This is a genomic window from Vibrio navarrensis, assembly GCF_015767675.1.
In the GTDB taxonomy this organism is placed as follows: Bacteria; Pseudomonadota; Gammaproteobacteria; order Enterobacterales; family Vibrionaceae; genus Vibrio.
The window spans coordinates 197206-213055 of sequence record NZ_CP065217.1; the positions used below are offsets into that span (position 1 = coordinate 197206).

Here is a 15850-nt window from a genome sequence, read left to right on the forward strand (position 1 = left end):
AACTTATTGTATTTGTGCACTGAGCAGTGCCCAGTATTCTTCAAAATTTTCAGTGGGTTGATAGCGAAAGTCGGAGCGAACAAAGCGGTTCAAACTGCCTTCCACCTGGCCCAGTAATTGCGCCGCCAAGATTTTTTCTTCAACCGGGAAGGATTTGCCTTCGCGCAATTTACGCTCACGTAGAATCTGACGCAGTTGGGTTTCGATACGTTCAAACAGTTGGTTGATGCGATCGCGTAAGCGCTCGTTTTCAAACATCAGTGCATGGCCGGAGAGAATGCGAGTCAATCCTGGGTTACGCTCAGAAAAAGCCAAGATGAGATGAATCACCAAGCGAATGCGCTCCAGCGTATCTTTTTCCTCATCCAAAATTCGGTTGATGCGTGACATCAGCGCCTCTTCAATGAACTCGATCAAACCTTCGAACATGCGGGCTTTACTGGGGAAATGGCGATAAAGCGCGGCTTCTGAAACGCCGACCTGCTGCGCCAGTTTCGCCGTGGTAATGCGTGAAGCGCCCTCCGTGGACTCCAGCATCTGAGCCAGCGCCTGGAGGATCTCTTCGCGGCGGTTTGATTTTTTACTGCCAGCCATTGATTAACTTCCTTTTGAATAGACTTTTTCGTCAGCGAGTATATCAGTATGCCAAGTACAAGACAGTAGTTATTGAGCAGGTTTTGTGAGACATAAAGGCAAAAAGCTGTACGCGCGCGCCTGCTCAACCACTGTCATACACTATTTATCCATCAGCAGACGGATTTGATCGAGGATCTCGACGCTCAGCGACGCTTTGCTGCTCAGTGGCAAGGCTCTCTCGCCCTCTGGCCAGTAGAGTGTGATGGCGTTGTTGCTGCTGTTGAAACCTTGGCCTTCGACCGAAACGTCATTGGCGCACAACATGTCGAGCTTTTTCTTTTCTAGCTTACGCCGTGCATAGGTCTCCACATCGTGGGTTTCTGCCGCAAAGCCCACGGTGAAGGGGCGGTTTTCTACCATCGCCGAGACGCAGGCAACGATGTCGGGGTTTTTCACCATGGTAATGGTCATTTCGTCGCTGTCGTCGGTTTTCTTCAACTTCTGCTCAGCCACGCTGGCTGGACGATAGTCGGCCACCGCCGCGCAGCTAATAAAAATGTCATGGCTGGCCGCTTGAGCCATCACCACGTCATACATCTCTTGCGCACTGTCGACATGGATACGGTTGACGTTGACTGGCGTGGAGAGCGAAACCGGCCCGCTGACGAGGGTCACGTTTGCCCCCAGTTGCATGGCCGCTTGCGCCAAAGCAAAGCCCATTTTGCCTGAGCTGTGGTTGGTGATATAGCGCACCGGGTCAATCGCTTCGCGGGTTGGGCCGGCGGTGATCAAAATCGACGTGTCTTGCAAAGGTTTGGGCTGGAAAAACTGCTCGCAAAGTTCCACCAGTTGCATCGGCTCCAGCATACGGCCTGGGCCTACATCGCCACAGGCTTGTTCGCCTGCCGCAGGGCCCCAAATGTGCATGCCACGGCGCAGCAGCGTCGCCATGTTCTCTTGCGTGGCGACATTGCGATACATCTGTTGGTTCATAGCGGGAGAAACCGCCACTGGTGCGTCGGTGGCCAGCACCAGCGTGGTGAGCAGGTCGTTACCCATGCCAGCGGCTATGCGGGCGATCAAATCGGCGGTGGCTGGCGCAAGTAGCACCAGATCGGCCCATTTTGCCAGCTCGATATGACCCATGGACGCTTCTGCCGCCGGGTCGAGTAAGCTGTCAGAGACCGGGCGACCAGAGACGGCTTGCATGGTGAGCGGCGTGATAAACTCTTTGGCCGCTTTGGTCATCACCACCTGTACTTCAGCGCCTCGCTCTTTGAGGCGACGTGTTAAATCCGCGCATTTATAGGCGGCAATTCCACCACTGATGCCCAGTAGTATTTTTTTTCCTGCCAATGTTTGCATCTTGTTGTTCTCCCAAAATTCTGCCGCCGATAGTAACACAACTTGCCGCGGCTCGTTACTGGATGAGCTGGTTTGCGCCGAAGGTGCGCGAGTGGGCAATCACAGAAGTGAAGCTGTATCAAAAGGCCAGTCAATAATGAGGGCGGATTAGGCAAATTTATGCGCAGCTCACAGACAAGGCATTTTTTCTCTGCAAGATATGGCAAAAATAAAAACCATAACAATCATTGGGATACTTATGTCACTAGCTATGAAAAGTCGCAATAAACTGCTATTGCTCACCTTAATACCTTTGGTACTCATCTCGGCCATGATCACCGCCGTCTTTTATATTAACAACCAACAAAGCCTTGAAGTTGAGCTGAAAAACTACCGAAACGAGCTGATTGAGACGCGAAAAAGCGAGTTAAAAGCCTATTTGATGATGGGGATGACGGCCATCAAACCGCTGTATGACAGTGATGTGGATGGCAGCCACCAACAGCAGGCAAAGCAGATCCTCAAAGCGATGCGCTTTGACAGCGATGGCTACTTCTTTGCCTACGATTCCAAAGGGGTGAATACCTTACATGCGATCAAACCGGATCTGGAGGGGAAAAATCTCTACGGGATGAAAGACCAAAATGGCGTGGCGGTGATTGCTGGCCTGATTGACGCCGCAAAAAAGGGCGATGGCTTTCTCTATTTCTCTTGGCACAAACCGACCATTAACGCCCAAGCGCCCAAGCTCGGTTATGCGGAATATCTGCCGAAATGGGATTGGGTGCTGGGTACTGGGATCTACATCGACGATATTGACCGACAAGTGAATCAATACCGCGAGCAGAGCATTGCCAAGCTCAAGGCGCATACGCTGTCGGCGGTCGGTTTCTCTCTGATTGGCTTATTGCTCGCCTGTGTGGCGATCAGCGTGCTGGTGACACGTGGCATTCAACCTTTGTTGCACATTAGCCAATCCTTAAAAGCGGTGGCCGCTGGTGGCGGCGATCTCACCGCGCGTTTGCAAGTCGAGAGCCAAGATGAAGTGGGCGAAGTGGCGCACGCGTTTAATCAGTTTATGGACAAGCTGCATCCGATGATGGTCGAGATCCGTGCTAGCGCTCAAGTGGTGCAGGAAGCCGCCAGTGGTCTGGATGCACACACAGCAACGGCGAGTTCGCAGATGCAAAGCCACTGCAGCGAAACCGACAAGGTGGTGACCGCGGTGACGGAGATGAGCGCCACCGCCAAAGAAGTGGCGAGCAACACCCATGCGACGGCGCAGGCGATTGATTCGGCCAACGTGCAAATTTCCGAGGCACAGCTGGAAGTCAACCATGCCATTGAGGGGATTGGCAAACTGGTGGATGAGGTGAACACCACCTCAGAGGCCATTTCTCAATTGAGCAAACAGACCGATCAGATCACCAAAGTGCTGCAAGTGATTGGCGAGATTGCCGAGCAGACCAACCTTCTGGCGCTGAACGCGGCGATTGAAGCGGCGCGCGCTGGAGAGCAAGGGCGTGGCTTTGCTGTGGTGGCGGATGAGGTTCGCTCGCTGGCCAGTCGCACGCAAAACAGCACGCTGGAAATTGGTGACATGCTGAAACAGCTGCAAAGTGGCGTGGCCCGTGCGGTAAGCACCATGTCGGTCAGCCAAGAGCGAGGTGAGCAGACGGCGCTTGAATCGGTGCAAATCAAAAATTCGCTGGCGGGCATCCAAACTGCGGTGGGGACGATCCGCGATATGGGTATTCAAACCGCCTCAGCGGCCGAGCAGCAAAGCGCGGTTGCAGAAGAGATCAATCAAAATCTGGTGGCGATTGCGCAAATCGTCAACGATCTCAATCGCAACTTGCAAGAGTCGGAGACGATCAGTACCCAGCTCAGCAGTTCCGGGCGCGAGATGCATGCTCTGGTCGGACACTTTAAGCTCTGATAAACCGCTCAGTTACATAAAGTTATTGAGCGGATAGAAAAGCGCCATCAAGCATCTAGACATACGTCGCGCTCTCAGGTCAATTGGCTTATCTCTCCCAAACGAGCGCCTTGATGAGTCTGAAAAACCTACCGAGTGAATCCATGCCCCGGGAGAAGCTGCTCTCCCGTGGCCCGCAATCCTTATCTGATGCCGAGCTGTTGGCGATCTTCCTGCGCACTGGCACGCAAGGGATGAACGTGATTGAACTGGCCGATTTCCTACTGCGTGATTTTGGGTCGCTGCGCAAGCTCTTTTCAGCGAACCAGCAAGAGTTTTGTCGCCACAAAGGGCTGGGGGAAGCCAAGTATGTGCAGCTACAGGCGGTGATTGAGATGACGCAGCGCTACTTAGCCGAAACCTTGCAACGCGGCGAAGCGCTAACCAGCCCCCATCACACCAAACTCTATCTTTCCTCAATATTACGTGACCGACAGCGCGAAGCTTTTTACTTGCTGTTTCTCGACAACCAACATCGGGTAATTAAAGACGAGGTGATGTTTGAAGGCACCATTGATTCTGCGTCTGTCTATCCGCGTGAAGTGGTCAAACGTGCCCTTTACCACAATGCCGCAGCGGTGATTTTGGCGCACAACCACCCATCCGGTGTGGCCGAGCCAAGCCAAGCGGACCGACGGATAACCCAGCGCCTGAGTGATGCCTTGGCACTGGTGGATATTCGTGTGCTGGATCACTTTGTGGTGGGGGATGGCGAGGTGGTTTCATTTGCCGAACGAGGGTGGCTATGAGTGTGAATTTTATCCCGTATTGACAGGCAAACTTTTTTGTTGTTCATAAGTGAGTTTCTGCTACAATCCACGCCACTAAAATTTTTAACTTACATTCAGCTTGGACTACTTGAAAGCGTGCTGTCTAAAAAAAGATCACGAAAACCTGTAAAAAGGATCTGTTCGGGTCTTGAGCAATGCATGGCAAGTTAGTATAATGCGCGACCTTTGATAGCCTTGTATGGATATGCCATAACGGTTTTTAACCTCTAATTGATGAGGTTCGGCCACCAAGGTTGATATCGAGCTGAAACGATTTGGAGAAGACATTCATGTCCCGAGTATGCCAAGTAACTGGTAAGCGTCCTGCAGTTGGTAACAACCGCTCACACGCACGAAATGCTACTAAGCGTCGTTTTCTGCCGAACCTACAAACTCATCGTTTCTGGGTAGAGAGCGAAAAACGTTTTGTTAAACTACGTCTGACCGCAAAAGGTATGCGCATCATCGATAAGAAAGGTATCGATGTTGTACTAACTGAGATGCGTGCACGCGGCGAAAACGTTTAATAAGAGGAATTAGCAATGGCTAAGAAAGGCATTCGTGAGAAAATTCGTCTAGTATCAACTGCAGATACTGGTCACTTCTACACAACTGACAAAAACAAGCGCAACATGCCAGGCAAATTCGAGATCAAAAAATTTGATCCAGTAGTTCGCAAGCACGTTGTATACAAAGAAGCGAAAATCAAGTAATTGGTTTCATCTCTTTGAAGATTATAGAAAACCCAGCTTTTTAGCTGGGTTTTTTATTGTTATTTTTTAGAACCCAGAACCCAGAACCCAGAACCCAGAACCCAGAACCCAGAACCCAGAACCCAGAAACCAGTACCTCGCTTTTCCCTTGGTTGGTATACTTTGCACAGTTATCACTCAGGACTCAAATCATGCGCGTATCCCCCTCACGTCGTCGTCGCTGGAATAATATTCTGATCGCCGGGATCACCTTTTTCATTGTGATCATTAATGCGCCTGCCTTGATCAAAACCTATCTGCTGGATGATCCCGTGGCCCAGAGTCAATACCCGAGCTTGCTCAATCCAAATGAAACCTTGGTGGCCTTCTATCTCTCTGATTGGGCTTTAGAGCAACACGGGGACGATTGGCAGTCGAATCAAACCTTATCCGTCGAAGCCGCTGCACTGGTCAATCGCTGGCGCGATTTAAAAGGCACACGTCTTGATGACGCGACGGTCGATAAACTGTCTGCCCAGCTACGCAGCCCTGAAACTATCGAAGTATGGTACCAAGACCAAGAAGAGCCGCAGCGCATCACCTTCTACCGTTTAAGCGATTTCTGGCTGTTTAAAAACTGGCAGGATCAATGGATTGCCATCTCAGTCTCTCCCGAGTACCTGATGCCGCAATAACATTCGGTTGAAGAGCCAGCGACGAGTTGGCTCGCTCTTTAGGTTTATTTCTTTACCTCGTAACCTCGTGCCTCGTTTTTGCCTTTACCTCATCTCCGCTTTTCCTTAACCTAGCACCTAGCACCTAGCACCTAGCACCTAGCACCTAGCACCTAGCACCTAGCACCTAGCAACCGCCCTTATCTTGGAGCCACCATGCCTGAACTACCTGAAGTTGAAGTCAGCAGAATGGGGATTACCCCGCATTTAAATCAGCAAACCATTCGCCGTTTCACTTTTCGTACCGCCAAATTGCGTTGGGACATTCCACTAGAATTAAAGCGGCTGGAAGGGCAAGTGATTGACGCCATTAAGCGCCGTGCCAAATACCTGCTGATTGAGACCGCAGCAGGCACAGCGATTGTCCATTTAGGCATGTCGGGTTCACTGCGCGTTTTGGATGCAGAACTCCCCGCGGGCAAACACGATCACGTCGATCTGCTACTGACAAATGGCAAAGTGCTGCGCTACAACGATCCGCGGCGCTTCGGCGCTTGGCTGTATGTCGAGCCGGGTCAGTCACATGAGGTTTTAGATAAGTTGGGGCCAGAACCGCTCACCGATGATTTTCACGCCGAGTATATGCAGCAAAAGGCGCTAGGTAAGCGCGTGGCGGTGAAGCAGTTTATTATGGACAATAAAATCGTGGTGGGCGTGGGGAACATTTACGCCAGTGAATCACTGTTTCATTCACGGATCCTGCCAACGCGGGCGGCGATGTCGCTCTCCGCAGATGAGTGGCAACGCTTGGTCGTTCATATTAAGCAGACCTTAACCACAGCGATTGGCCAAGGTGGCACAACACTCAAAGATTTTGCCCAAGCCGATGGTAAACCGGGTTACTTTGCCCAAGAGTTGCAAGTGTATGGCAAAGCAGGGGAAGCGTGTCCAGTGTGCGGGGAAGCGATTCAAGAACAGAAAATCGGCCAGCGCAATACTTTTTTCTGCAATCAGTGCCAACAATAGCCTGCGATGGCAATCGCCGCTCTCTAGTGAGATAAGGATTTTTTCGAACGGAGTTTAGCGCATCGTGCTATCATTCCGCGCAGTTTTTATCATCAGCGGATCTCTTGGAATATGGGCTTTCAACAGCAGTTTCGACAGCTACTGCGAATTTTATTGATTGTGTTTTTGGCCGCGTTAATGCTGATGAGCATCTCGCGTGGCTGTTTTCTTTTACTCGCGGCGGATTTGGCCCGTTTGCCTGCTCTCAGCCAAGATGTGTGGCGCGCTTTTTATGTTGGCCTGCGTTTTGATGCCAAGGTGATTGCTTTAGCGTTCGCTCCGCTACTTTTGTCTGGACTCGTGATGGCGGCATCACACCGCCTCTTCTGCTGGTGGCGTAAGCTTTTGCCAAGTTATGTTGGGCTCATTTTCTTCCTCCTTACCGCCTTTTCGATAGGTAACTATTACTACTACGTTACTTATGGCAACTACATTGATGTGTTTGCCTTTGGCTTGTTTGACGATGACACTCACGCCGTATTGGTGAATGCTTGGCAAGATTATCCGATTTTACGCTCTTTCTTTATCTCAGTTGCGCTGGCATGGTTGGCCTATCAGGGCGCAGCTTGGTTGGCGGCGCGCGCCAAGCAGTGGTGTGGCTCTGCTCGGCATTGGAGCGTGGCGACACTTTCTGTCTTCGCGACCATCCTAGTATACGTGATCGTTGCGCGCGGTTCGCTCGGTACCTTACCGCTAAAGCGTTATCACGCCAATGTGTCGGAATACAAGGTGCTTAATATCATCACGCCGAACGCCTTTATGGCACTCGATTGGGCCAAAAGCGATTATAAAAAACAGTCGAAATTCGAGCCGATTTCAGTCGAAGAGTTGCAAGCGCAAATGTTGAAAGTGCTCGGTCAACCGACCCCAGAGTATCGCACTCCAGAGAACCGTTATTTAGCAGAAAATCCGCCGCATGTGGTGATGGCGTTGATGGAAGGCATGGGCAGCAACGTGCTGATTGAAGACGATGCACAAAACAACGATTTGCTTGGCGCGTTGCGTGAAGGTTTTGCGCAAGATTTTGTCTTCAAGCGTTTTATGGCAGGGACATCGGCGACCATTGACAGCATAGTGATGATGTTGCTGCACAGCGATGTGCCGACCATCAGCCACTCCAGCGCGCAAAAAGTGGCTTTGCCCTCTTCAGCGGTGCTGCCTTACAAACGTGCAGGTTATCGTGTGGTGTTTATCTATGGTGGCAACAGCATGTGGCGCAACTTATCTAATTACCTGCCAGTGCAGGGGTTTGATCAAGTTTACGATGAAAATAGCATTAAAAATGTCTTTCCAGAGGCAGGTAAATACGCCGATACGTGGGGCGTGCCGGATGAATTCACTTTTAAGTTCGCCCGTAAGTTGTTAGATGAAGCGACACAGCCGACGCTGATCTACATTATGACGGTAACCAATCATTCGCCGTTTCGTGCGCCCGACTATTATCAGCCTAAACCAGTTCACGTTAGTGAACGGTTAGCTGCGCTGCTTGGCCCAATGGCGGATCAAGGTGAAAAGCTGTTACAAGCATACCAATATGCCAACGATGCATTAGGGCAATTTGTCCAAGGGATCAAGGCTTCTCCCCTTGCTGATAAGACCATCATCGCCGCCTCGGGTGATCATCGAGTACGCTATTTATCCACAGAACGTGAAGATGAGTTTGGCTTAACCTTTGGTGTGCCGTTTTATCTCTATGCTCCGCAATCGATCTTAACTCAGGTCGATTTCCACTACGATGCGAGTCGAATGGGTTCACACCGTGATATTTTCCCAACGCTTTACAGCTTAAGCCTTTCTGGGCAGAGCTATATTTCTTTGGGAGGCGAGAATCTGCTCTCCAGCCAGGAGGTGAGTAACATTGGCTTTAACGCATCGCGAGTGATCACTTCGCAAGGTGCGTACAGCACTGGTCAGCCAGACGTGTTGTATCCGTGGGCGGATGGTTTGCTGTCGCAGACAGAAACCCGTGTTAACCCAGATCCAGAATGGGCCAAAGAGTATCGTCAGTTGATGAATGCGTATTTGCGCTATCAGGTGACGCAAAAGTAGTGATGACGCCCATTGTGTTAAGCAATGGGATATTTTACTCGTTGACAGCGCTTGCGTTATTCAGACTTTCTTTTTCTGATGCAGTGCTTTTGCAACAATCTCAGGCACGAACTGAGTCACATCGCCGCCATGGATCGCCACTTCTCGCACGATAGTCGAGGAGATAAAGGCGTGCTCTTCCGAAGGGGTGAGAAACACGCTTTCTAGGCCGGGTAACAGACGACGGTACATATTGGTCAGGCCAAATTCATACTCGAAATCGACCGTAGTGCGCAAACCGCGGATGAGCACGTTGGCGTCGACGTCACGAGCAAAGTCGACCATCAGACCAGTAAATCCCTGTGTGGTGACATTGTCGAGATGGCTTGTGACCTGACGGGCAAAGTCCACTCGCTCGTCTAAGGTAAACATGGTGTTTTTACTTGGGCTGGCGGCCACCGCGATGATCACTTCGTCAAACATTTTTGCCGCCCGTTCCACCAGATCCAAATGGCCATTGGTGATAGGGTCAAATGTGCCTGGATAGATAACTCGAGAAATGCGTTTGAGATTCATAGTATGGCATCCGTTTGTTTTTATCCTCGCATAGTAGTCAAAAACTATTGCAAAACCAATGAAAATTACGTTAAGAGATCGAATGTAATATTTATTCTCCGTATTTGAAAGAGAGCGTAAAAGATATTTTGAGTTTTTTAATTATAGCGATAGCTTTTAAGTAGCCGCTGTTCCATCAGATCGTGTATAGTCTTTATGTTTATCATTGGTTAAGGTTTTTGTTATGTCTGAATCTATCATTATTCATATAAATATGGCTTCTGGTTTTGGTGGTGGTGAAGTACAAACTCTTAACCTGATTAAGAATGCCATAAATTATCGCCACTATGTATTTGCAAAGAAAGGTAAGCCATTTTATAACGAAATTAAAAAGTGTGGCTTATCAATTGTAAAATTTTTTGAAATGTTAAATATTGCTTTTAAGAATGATAAAGTAATATTGCATGCGCATGATGGTAGAGGTGTGCACATTGCTCGTTTGGTGTCAGCGTTAACCGGAAAGAAATATATAGTAACAAGAAGGGTAGATAAAAAAGTAAAAGGCTCTTTTTCTCTTTCTAGCTATCGTAAAGCCTCTGCGATTGTCGGTATTAGTCAAAAAGTTCTTAGTAATATTTGGGATTTAAATCTCAATCGATTTGTTATCCATGACAGTTTTTCAAGCTTCCCATGTTCAATTGAGGAAGAAGAGCAAATTAAGCGATTACCAGGCGATTTTTTAGTGGCACAAGTCGGCAGCCTGATCAAACTGAAAAATGTAGAGGCGACGATTGAAGCGGCTAAGATCGTCTCTTTGGTAAATCCTGATATTCACTTTGTGATAGTGGGTTCAGGGCCGGAACATCAAAATCTACTCGAGTCTGCAAAGGGGTTAGATAACATCACTTTTTGGGGATTTACACCCAATATGGCCTCCATTTTCAAGCAAACAGATGTTCTGATTCATCCATCACGCAGTGAAGGATTAGGCTCGTCGATTTTAGAGGCCTATCAATTTGACATTCCAGTGATCACAAGTGATGCCGGAGGCATTCCGGAAATTGTGGTGGATGGAGAAACCGGCTATATCATTCCCAATGCCGAACCTAAAATAATGGCGCACCAGCTACTCCATCTTTATCGAAACAGAGATACATTCTGGCAAATGAAGAAAAACGTATCTCACTATAAAATGGACTTCTCAGTTGAAAAAATGGCTGAGCAATATGAAGCGCTCTATTCTCGGGAGCTGGACCGCTGATGTTCAAATAAGTACAAATATTTTACCAGTACCGAGTAGGAGGAGAGGAGGGACAAAATCAGTCCTTCTTTTCCATCCAGAAAACCACGCTTTACGACATACATTTTAATAAAGGCACTAAGTGAGTGCGTGATCGCTTTGCCAACCGATGAACGCTTGCCTTTCAACGCTTTTTCTTCGCTCCAAATTTCACCATAAGAAGAAGACTTCGCTAGATAATGTTTGATGTTCTTATAAGGGTAATGGATAAGATCGCCTTTTAAAGAGGCGATGTGTGAATCTTGAGGAATAACGATCTTCTCATGCACGAGATTGTCGTTGTATGTAGTGAATTGAGTATGATGCATGCGCACCACGTACTCAGGATACCAGCCGCAATGACGGATCGCTTTGCCGAGAAAGTAATTGAGTCTGACCAGTTTGAATACGGAGTTTTGCTGAGCGGTCTGCAGAACCAGCAGAATACTTGCCTTTAGTTCTGGCGTGACGCGCTCATCGGCATCCAGCCAAAGCACGTAATCTGATTCAACGTACTCCTGCGCCAAGCGACGTTGTGGGCCAAAACCTGGCCACGCTGTGTTGACGAAGAATTTATCGGTGTACTTTCTGGCAATCGCTTCGGTTTCGTCGCTGCTGCCTGAATCGAGAATGACAATTTCATCCACCCAGCCTTCGACGGTTTTTAAGCAGGCATCCAGATTAGACGCTTCGTTTTTGACGATCAGCGCAACGGCCAACGTCGGTTTGCTTGTGGCCTTGGCCGGAAAATCAGACATCTTGCCTACCTTTGGGATTGTAATCTTGAATGAGCCTATCGAATGCGGTTTTCACGGCATCCAAGGTGATTTGTTGCATTATGTGCTTACCTTTCACGCGGGTACTCCACGCCAGTTGCGCCGCAGGTTTGCCGTATTGTTGCTCGGCGAAAGATTCATACACGCTGACCACCTGCGCTAAATTGTTGTAAGGGCCAGTTCGCTTGGGGTTGCTGTGGCCATAAAGGCCAATCACTGGCGTGCCTTGAGTGGTGGCGATATGCGCTGGGCCGGAATCGGGGGCCACCACCAAGCTTGCTTTGGCTAACAGTGCGGTGAGCTGTTTTAAGTTGGTTTGACCAACCAAGTTGAGCGCAGGGTGCGACATTTGACGAATAATCTCATCTGCGAGGCGTTTTTCACGTTCTGCTGGAGAGCCACAAATCGCCACTTGATAACCGCGCGTATAGGCGTAGTCGGCGAGAGCGGCGTATCGTTCACTCAACCAGTTGCGCTCATCTTTACTCGCGGCTGGCGAGATAACCAAGGTCGGTTTATCGCCCAGCGCGTCGCTGGCAAACTGATGATCCGCGGCGCTAATCGGCAGATTCCACTGAGGAAGTGAGCGCGGAACGCCCAAATACTCAATAAACGAGTAGAAGCTATCCAACACGTGGGCGGAATCGGTGTCGGCAATCTTACGATTAGTAAACAACCACTGGCCTTCTTTAGCGCGTTTCAAGTGAAACCCTACTTTATAGCGCGCCTTAATGCCCAAGGTTAACAGGCTAGCGCGCAAGGCGAGCTGCATATGGACCAGCGCATCGAAACGGCGCCCTTGCAATTGCGCCCACACCGCCTGCATCCCTTTAAGGCCTTGCTTTTTGTCAAACACAATCAGCTCAACGCCTTCAAGTCCTTGCAAAAGCTGCGCTTCGACTTTGCCGATAATCCAAGTCACTTTGGTTTCTGGCCAGTGACGCTGCAAGGCTTGTACGGCAGCCACCGCATGACAAACATCGCCGATAGCGGATAATCTTAGGAAACAAACAGAATCTGGGGCTTGGCTAAACAGCGGCATAATCAAAGCTCACAAAAAAATCTGGCTAAATTATGCAGATACCCGAGATAAATGTAAAATAAGCCTCTTTTAAAAGCGCAAATAGATTATAAGGCTGCACCTTTATGACTCAGGAAAATCTCGGCAAACCGGGAAATACGGGGCTAAAACGCATTATTAAAGCGACAGGCTATTCGATTCAAGGATTGAAAGCAGCGTTTAAACACGAAGCGGCGGTACGTCAAGAATCGGCCTTGCTACTGGCGGCAATTGTGTTGGTTTGCTGGCTGGATGTCACTATGCTTGAGCGCATTACCATGCTGGCAGTAGTAGTGCTGGTATTAATTGTTGAGCTGCTGAATTCCGCTGTTGAAGCTGTCGTTGACCGCATAGGTGTGGAACATCATGAACTAAGTGGCCGGGCAAAAGATATCGGCTCGGCGGCCGTTTTAGTCGCGCTGACGTTTGCCGGATTCACTTGGTTGTACATCATCGGCAGTTACCACTGGTGGTGAGCATGATACAACGCAAGCAAATTGGCGATGCCTATCTCTGTTATGACGCAGAGATGGTCGCCGACCCGACTCTACCACTATTTGATGCAGACTATTGGCAGCAAAACAACCTTGTACTGGGGAGCGCTTTTGGCCGCGGCACCACGTGGTTTGTGCAGCTAGATGATAGACAGGCCGCACTGCGCCATTACCGCCGTGGTGGCCTATTTGGTAAGTTGGTTAAAGATCGCTACTGGTTCACGGGTTGGGATAAGACTCGCAGTGTGGCCGAGTTTGAGCTTCTGAGCCAACTGCGCACGGCGGGCGTCAATGTTCCTCGGCCGATTGCCGCTCGCGCGGTAAAAAAAGGGCCGTTTTATCAAGCGGATTTGCTTAGTGAACGAATTGCTAACGCGCAAGACTTAGTTGCAGTTTTACACTCTTCTCACTTGAGTGCGGAGCTTTATCATCAAATTGGGATCGAAATTGCCAAGATGCACCAAGTGGGCGTCAATCATACCGATCTGAACATCCATAATATTCTGTTGGATGATCAGCAAAAGGTATGGATTATCGATTTTGATAAGTGCTTTTCACAGCCGGGAGAAGCGTGGAAACAAGCGAATTTAGCGCGCTTACTACGCTCATTTAACAAAGAGTTAGTGAAACGAAACATTCACTGGCACGGTGATGACTTTCAAGCTTTGCTACAAGGCTATCAAAGCATCCAATAACTTATTATTACGTTTCAGGAAATAGTCAATGTCCTTCAAACAAAAGCTGCATGCTCACGGCTGGTTTATTCTGATTAACGCCCTAGTGCTCATGCTCATCGCCAGCCGTTTCTTCGCGTTTTTACCTGAGTTTCCGGGCGATCCGTTAGGCATCACTTTTATTCTCGCGGGCACTTGGGGGCAAATGACACTGCTTGCCGCGTTGATTGGTCTGCTTGCCATTCCAGCGCTGCTACTACCTCAATCACTGCGCAATGGTACTCAAGCTTTGATTGCCTCACTCGGCGTCGCGACGCTGTTTATTGATACCATCGTCTTTGCGCAATACCGATTCCATATCAATGCCGTGGTGCTTGAACTGGTGATGTCAGGGCAGATTGTCAGTTTTCCATTGAGCACTTGGCTGATGGTGATAGGTGGTGTCGTAATTCTGCTAGCGGCGCAGTGGTGGTTAATTCGCTGGCTAGAAGCTGGCGCGCCAGTGCGCAAGCTGAAGTTAGGGCGTAAGTTCGCGCTTTTGACCTTCGTGGCATTACTTGCCACCAATGCTATTCATATTTGGGCGGCCGCGCATGCCTACCAGCCTGTGACGACAGTCAAACGCTACCTGCCGCTGTTCTATCCTGCCACGGCGGATAAATTTATGCGTAAACGTGGCTGGGTGGATGAAGAAGCGTTGGAAAGGCAGAAGGCATTGGCTTTTAAGCGTAAAAATGATCTCAACTATCCTTTAGCACCGCTGCAAACTCAGCCAGTCGAAAAGCCAGTTAACATCATGCTGCTGGTGGTCGATTCATGGCGTGCAGACACCTTTAACGCGGAAAACACCCCTAATATGTGGAAATATGCTCAAGCGGGTGTGGTGTTCAATAACCATATCTCCACGGGGAATGCGACCCGTACGGGGATTTTTGGGCTATTTTACGGAGTGCCGGGAACGTACTGGCATGGCTTTTTAGCCAACCAGCAAAGTCCGGTTCTAATTGACCGTCTGCAAGCGATGGATTATCAGCTTGGTATCTTTACTGCCGCGCAGCTGCGTACACCAGAGTTCAATCAAACGGTTTTTACCAAAGTGGAAAACCTGCGTATTGGCTCAAAAGGCAACCGTCCATCCGAGTTAGATGCCGACTTAACCCAAGATTGGTTAGCTTGGTATGATCAACGTGATAAATCTAAGCCAACGTTCTCTTTCCTGTTTTACGATGCGCCACATGGCTATGATTTCCCGCCCAATTTCGAACCGAAATATGAGCCGATGCTGAAAGAGGTTAACTACCTCAAGCTAAATAACGACACGGATCCTGCACCTTTCTTCAATCGTTATAAAACCAGCGTTCGTTATGTCGATTCAATGGCGGCCAAAGTGCTCGATAAACTCAAAGAGAGTGGCGATCTGGACAATACGCTCGTGATCATTACTGGTGACCACGGACAAGAGATGAACGACAACAAGCTCAACTTCTGGGGCCACAACAGTAACTTCACCGATGCACAGGTCAACGTGCCGTTTGCGATATTTGGCCCCGGTGTTGATGCTGAAAACATGCAGTGGAGCTCCGAGGCGCTAACCAGTCACCAAGATGTAGTGCCTACCTTGATGAAGCACTATCTCGGCGTTACCAACGACGTTAAAGATTACTCAGTCGGCGAAGATTTGTTGGGCAAAGCGGTAAAACGTGATTGGATCATTTCCTCTAACTACAGTGGCTATGCCATCATTACCAATGACAACATTCTCGAAGTGGGTGGCGGTGGCCAATACCAATTTATGGACAAAACCAACCGCCAATTGAAAGATCAACAACCTAACTTTACTTATCTGCAGCAAGCGCTAGAGCAGATTAGTCGGTTTAGTAAGTAA

Annotated in this window: 16 protein-coding genes; 11 read left to right on the forward strand and 5 right to left on the reverse strand. The window is 49.2% G+C overall.

What is annotated here, in order from left to right:
• Positions 1-3: 3 nt before the first annotated feature.
• Entirely contained in the window at positions 4-594 is a 591-nt protein-coding gene (gene slmA / locus I3X05_RS00885; RefSeq protein ID WP_039422755.1) for a nucleoid occlusion factor SlmA, read from the reverse strand.
• 141 nt (positions 595-735) lie between these two features.
• Complete coding sequence (gene coaBC / locus I3X05_RS00890; RefSeq protein WP_045572400.1) at positions 736-1941, reverse strand: bifunctional phosphopantothenoylcysteine decarboxylase/phosphopantothenate--cysteine ligase CoaBC; 1206 nt, start codon at positions 1939-1941, stop codon at positions 736-738.
• 250 nt (positions 1942-2191) lie between these two features.
• On the opposite strand from coaBC, the gene I3X05_RS00895 reads away from it, so the two are divergent.
• The 7 genes from I3X05_RS00895 to I3X05_RS00925 all read left to right on the forward strand — a co-directional run bounded on the left by I3X05_RS00895 (position 2192) and on the right by I3X05_RS00925 (position 9148).
• Positions 2192-3859: a methyl-accepting chemotaxis protein gene (locus I3X05_RS00895; RefSeq protein WP_139046433.1), complete on the forward strand. Its 1668-nt coding sequence runs from the start codon at positions 2192-2194 to the stop codon at positions 3857-3859.
• 113 nt (positions 3860-3972) lie between these two features.
• On the forward strand, positions 3973-4647 hold the full coding sequence (radC, locus tag I3X05_RS00900; RefSeq protein ID WP_045572402.1) for a RadC family protein: 675 nt from the start codon (positions 3973-3975) through the stop codon (positions 4645-4647).
• A 311-nt stretch (positions 4648-4958) separates the two neighbouring features.
• Complete coding sequence (gene rpmB / locus I3X05_RS00905; protein WP_045572403.1) at positions 4959-5195, forward strand: 50S ribosomal protein L28; 237 nt, start codon at positions 4959-4961, stop codon at positions 5193-5195.
• 15 nt (positions 5196-5210) lie between these two features.
• Positions 5211-5381, forward strand: a complete 171-nt coding sequence (gene rpmG / locus I3X05_RS00910; RefSeq protein WP_039422766.1) for a 50S ribosomal protein L33 — start codon at positions 5211-5213, stop codon at positions 5379-5381.
• A gap of 191 nt (positions 5382-5572) precedes the next feature.
• Complete coding sequence (locus tag I3X05_RS00915; protein WP_045572404.1) at positions 5573-6055, forward strand: hypothetical protein; 483 nt, start codon at positions 5573-5575, stop codon at positions 6053-6055.
• Between the two features lie 195 nt (positions 6056-6250).
• Positions 6251-7060, forward strand: coding sequence for a bifunctional DNA-formamidopyrimidine glycosylase/DNA-(apurinic or apyrimidinic site) lyase (gene mutM, locus I3X05_RS00920; protein WP_193167874.1), 810 nt, complete (start codon positions 6251-6253; stop codon positions 7058-7060).
• 111 nt (positions 7061-7171) lie between these two features.
• On the forward strand, positions 7172-9148 hold the full coding sequence (locus I3X05_RS00925; protein ID WP_045569354.1) for an LTA synthase family protein: 1977 nt from the start codon (positions 7172-7174) through the stop codon (positions 9146-9148).
• 60 nt (positions 9149-9208) lie between these two features.
• Here I3X05_RS00925 and coaD read toward each other — a convergent pair whose 3' ends face one another.
• Positions 9209-9703, reverse strand: a complete 495-nt coding sequence (gene coaD, locus I3X05_RS00930; protein ID WP_045569355.1) for a pantetheine-phosphate adenylyltransferase — start codon at positions 9701-9703, stop codon at positions 9209-9211.
• A gap of 223 nt (positions 9704-9926) precedes the next feature.
• Here coaD and I3X05_RS00935 point away from each other — a divergent pair, with 223 nt between their 5' ends.
• Positions 9927-10943, forward strand: coding sequence for a glycosyltransferase family 4 protein (locus I3X05_RS00935; RefSeq protein ID WP_045569356.1), 1017 nt, complete (start codon positions 9927-9929; stop codon positions 10941-10943).
• Here I3X05_RS00935 and I3X05_RS00940 read toward each other — a convergent pair.
• Both I3X05_RS00940 and I3X05_RS00945 read right to left on the reverse strand, forming a co-directional pair.
• The gene (locus tag I3X05_RS00940; protein ID WP_045569357.1) at positions 10919-11719 is read right to left on the reverse strand and encodes a glycosyltransferase family 2 protein; all 801 of its coding nucleotides are present in this window, start codon (positions 11717-11719) and stop codon (positions 10919-10921) included. The genes I3X05_RS00935 and I3X05_RS00940 overlap by 25 nt on opposite strands.
• Positions 11712-12779: a glycosyltransferase family 9 protein gene (locus I3X05_RS00945; RefSeq protein WP_045569358.1), complete on the reverse strand. Its 1068-nt coding sequence runs from the start codon at positions 12777-12779 to the stop codon at positions 11712-11714. Before I3X05_RS00945 ends, I3X05_RS00940 begins: the two co-directional genes overlap by 8 nt.
• A 104-nt stretch (positions 12780-12883) precedes the next feature.
• Here I3X05_RS00945 and I3X05_RS00950 point away from each other — a divergent pair, with 104 nt between their 5' ends.
• From I3X05_RS00950 to I3X05_RS00960, 3 genes are read left to right on the forward strand one after another with little or no spacing between them, the layout of a single operon-like run.
• Entirely contained in the window at positions 12884-13273 is a 390-nt protein-coding gene (locus I3X05_RS00950) for a diacylglycerol kinase (protein ID WP_039462185.1), read from the forward strand.
• A 2-nt stretch (positions 13274-13275) separates the two neighbouring features.
• On the forward strand, positions 13276-13986 hold the full coding sequence (locus I3X05_RS00955) for a 3-deoxy-D-manno-octulosonic acid kinase (RefSeq protein WP_045569359.1): 711 nt from the start codon (positions 13276-13278) through the stop codon (positions 13984-13986).
• Between the two features lie 28 nt (positions 13987-14014).
• Entirely contained in the window at positions 14015-15850 is a 1836-nt protein-coding gene (locus tag I3X05_RS00960; RefSeq protein ID WP_045569360.1) for a DUF3413 domain-containing protein, read from the forward strand.

What these genes read in the sequence shown, in the direction of transcription:
- radC (WP_045572402.1), top strand. Translation starts at nt 3,973, where the DNA reads ATGAGTCTGAAAAACCTACCGAGTGAATCCATGCCCCGGGAGAAGCTG.
- coaD (WP_045569355.1), bottom strand. Translation starts at nt 9,703, where the DNA reads ATGAATCTCAAACGCATTTCTCGAGTTATCTATCCAGGCACATTTGAC.
- slmA (WP_039422755.1), bottom strand. Translation starts at nt 594, where the DNA reads ATGGCTGGCAGTAAAAAATCAAACCGCCGCGAAGAGATCCTCCAGGCG.
- I3X05_RS00950 (WP_039462185.1), top strand. Translation starts at nt 12,884, where the DNA reads ATGACTCAGGAAAATCTCGGCAAACCGGGAAATACGGGGCTAAAACGC.
- I3X05_RS00960 (WP_045569360.1), top strand. Translation starts at nt 14,015, where the DNA reads ATGTCCTTCAAACAAAAGCTGCATGCTCACGGCTGGTTTATTCTGATT.
- I3X05_RS00925 (WP_045569354.1), top strand. Translation starts at nt 7,172, where the DNA reads ATGGGCTTTCAACAGCAGTTTCGACAGCTACTGCGAATTTTATTGATT.
- I3X05_RS00940 (WP_045569357.1), bottom strand. Translation starts at nt 11,719, where the DNA reads ATGTCTGATTTTCCGGCCAAGGCCACAAGCAAACCGACGTTGGCCGTT.
- I3X05_RS00935 (WP_045569356.1), top strand. Translation starts at nt 9,927, where the DNA reads ATGTCTGAATCTATCATTATTCATATAAATATGGCTTCTGGTTTTGGT.
- I3X05_RS00955 (WP_045569359.1), top strand. Translation starts at nt 13,276, where the DNA reads ATGATACAACGCAAGCAAATTGGCGATGCCTATCTCTGTTATGACGCA.
- rpmG (WP_039422766.1), top strand. Translation starts at nt 5,211, where the DNA reads ATGGCTAAGAAAGGCATTCGTGAGAAAATTCGTCTAGTATCAACTGCA.
- I3X05_RS00895 (WP_139046433.1), top strand. Translation starts at nt 2,192, where the DNA reads ATGAAAAGTCGCAATAAACTGCTATTGCTCACCTTAATACCTTTGGTA.
- coaBC (WP_045572400.1), bottom strand. Translation starts at nt 1,941, where the DNA reads ATGCAAACATTGGCAGGAAAAAAAATACTACTGGGCATCAGTGGTGGA.
- rpmB (WP_045572403.1), top strand. Translation starts at nt 4,959, where the DNA reads ATGTCCCGAGTATGCCAAGTAACTGGTAAGCGTCCTGCAGTTGGTAAC.
- I3X05_RS00945 (WP_045569358.1), bottom strand. Translation starts at nt 12,779, where the DNA reads ATGCCGCTGTTTAGCCAAGCCCCAGATTCTGTTTGTTTCCTAAGATTA.
- I3X05_RS00915 (WP_045572404.1), top strand. Translation starts at nt 5,573, where the DNA reads ATGCGCGTATCCCCCTCACGTCGTCGTCGCTGGAATAATATTCTGATC.
- mutM (WP_193167874.1), top strand. Translation starts at nt 6,251, where the DNA reads ATGCCTGAACTACCTGAAGTTGAAGTCAGCAGAATGGGGATTACCCCG.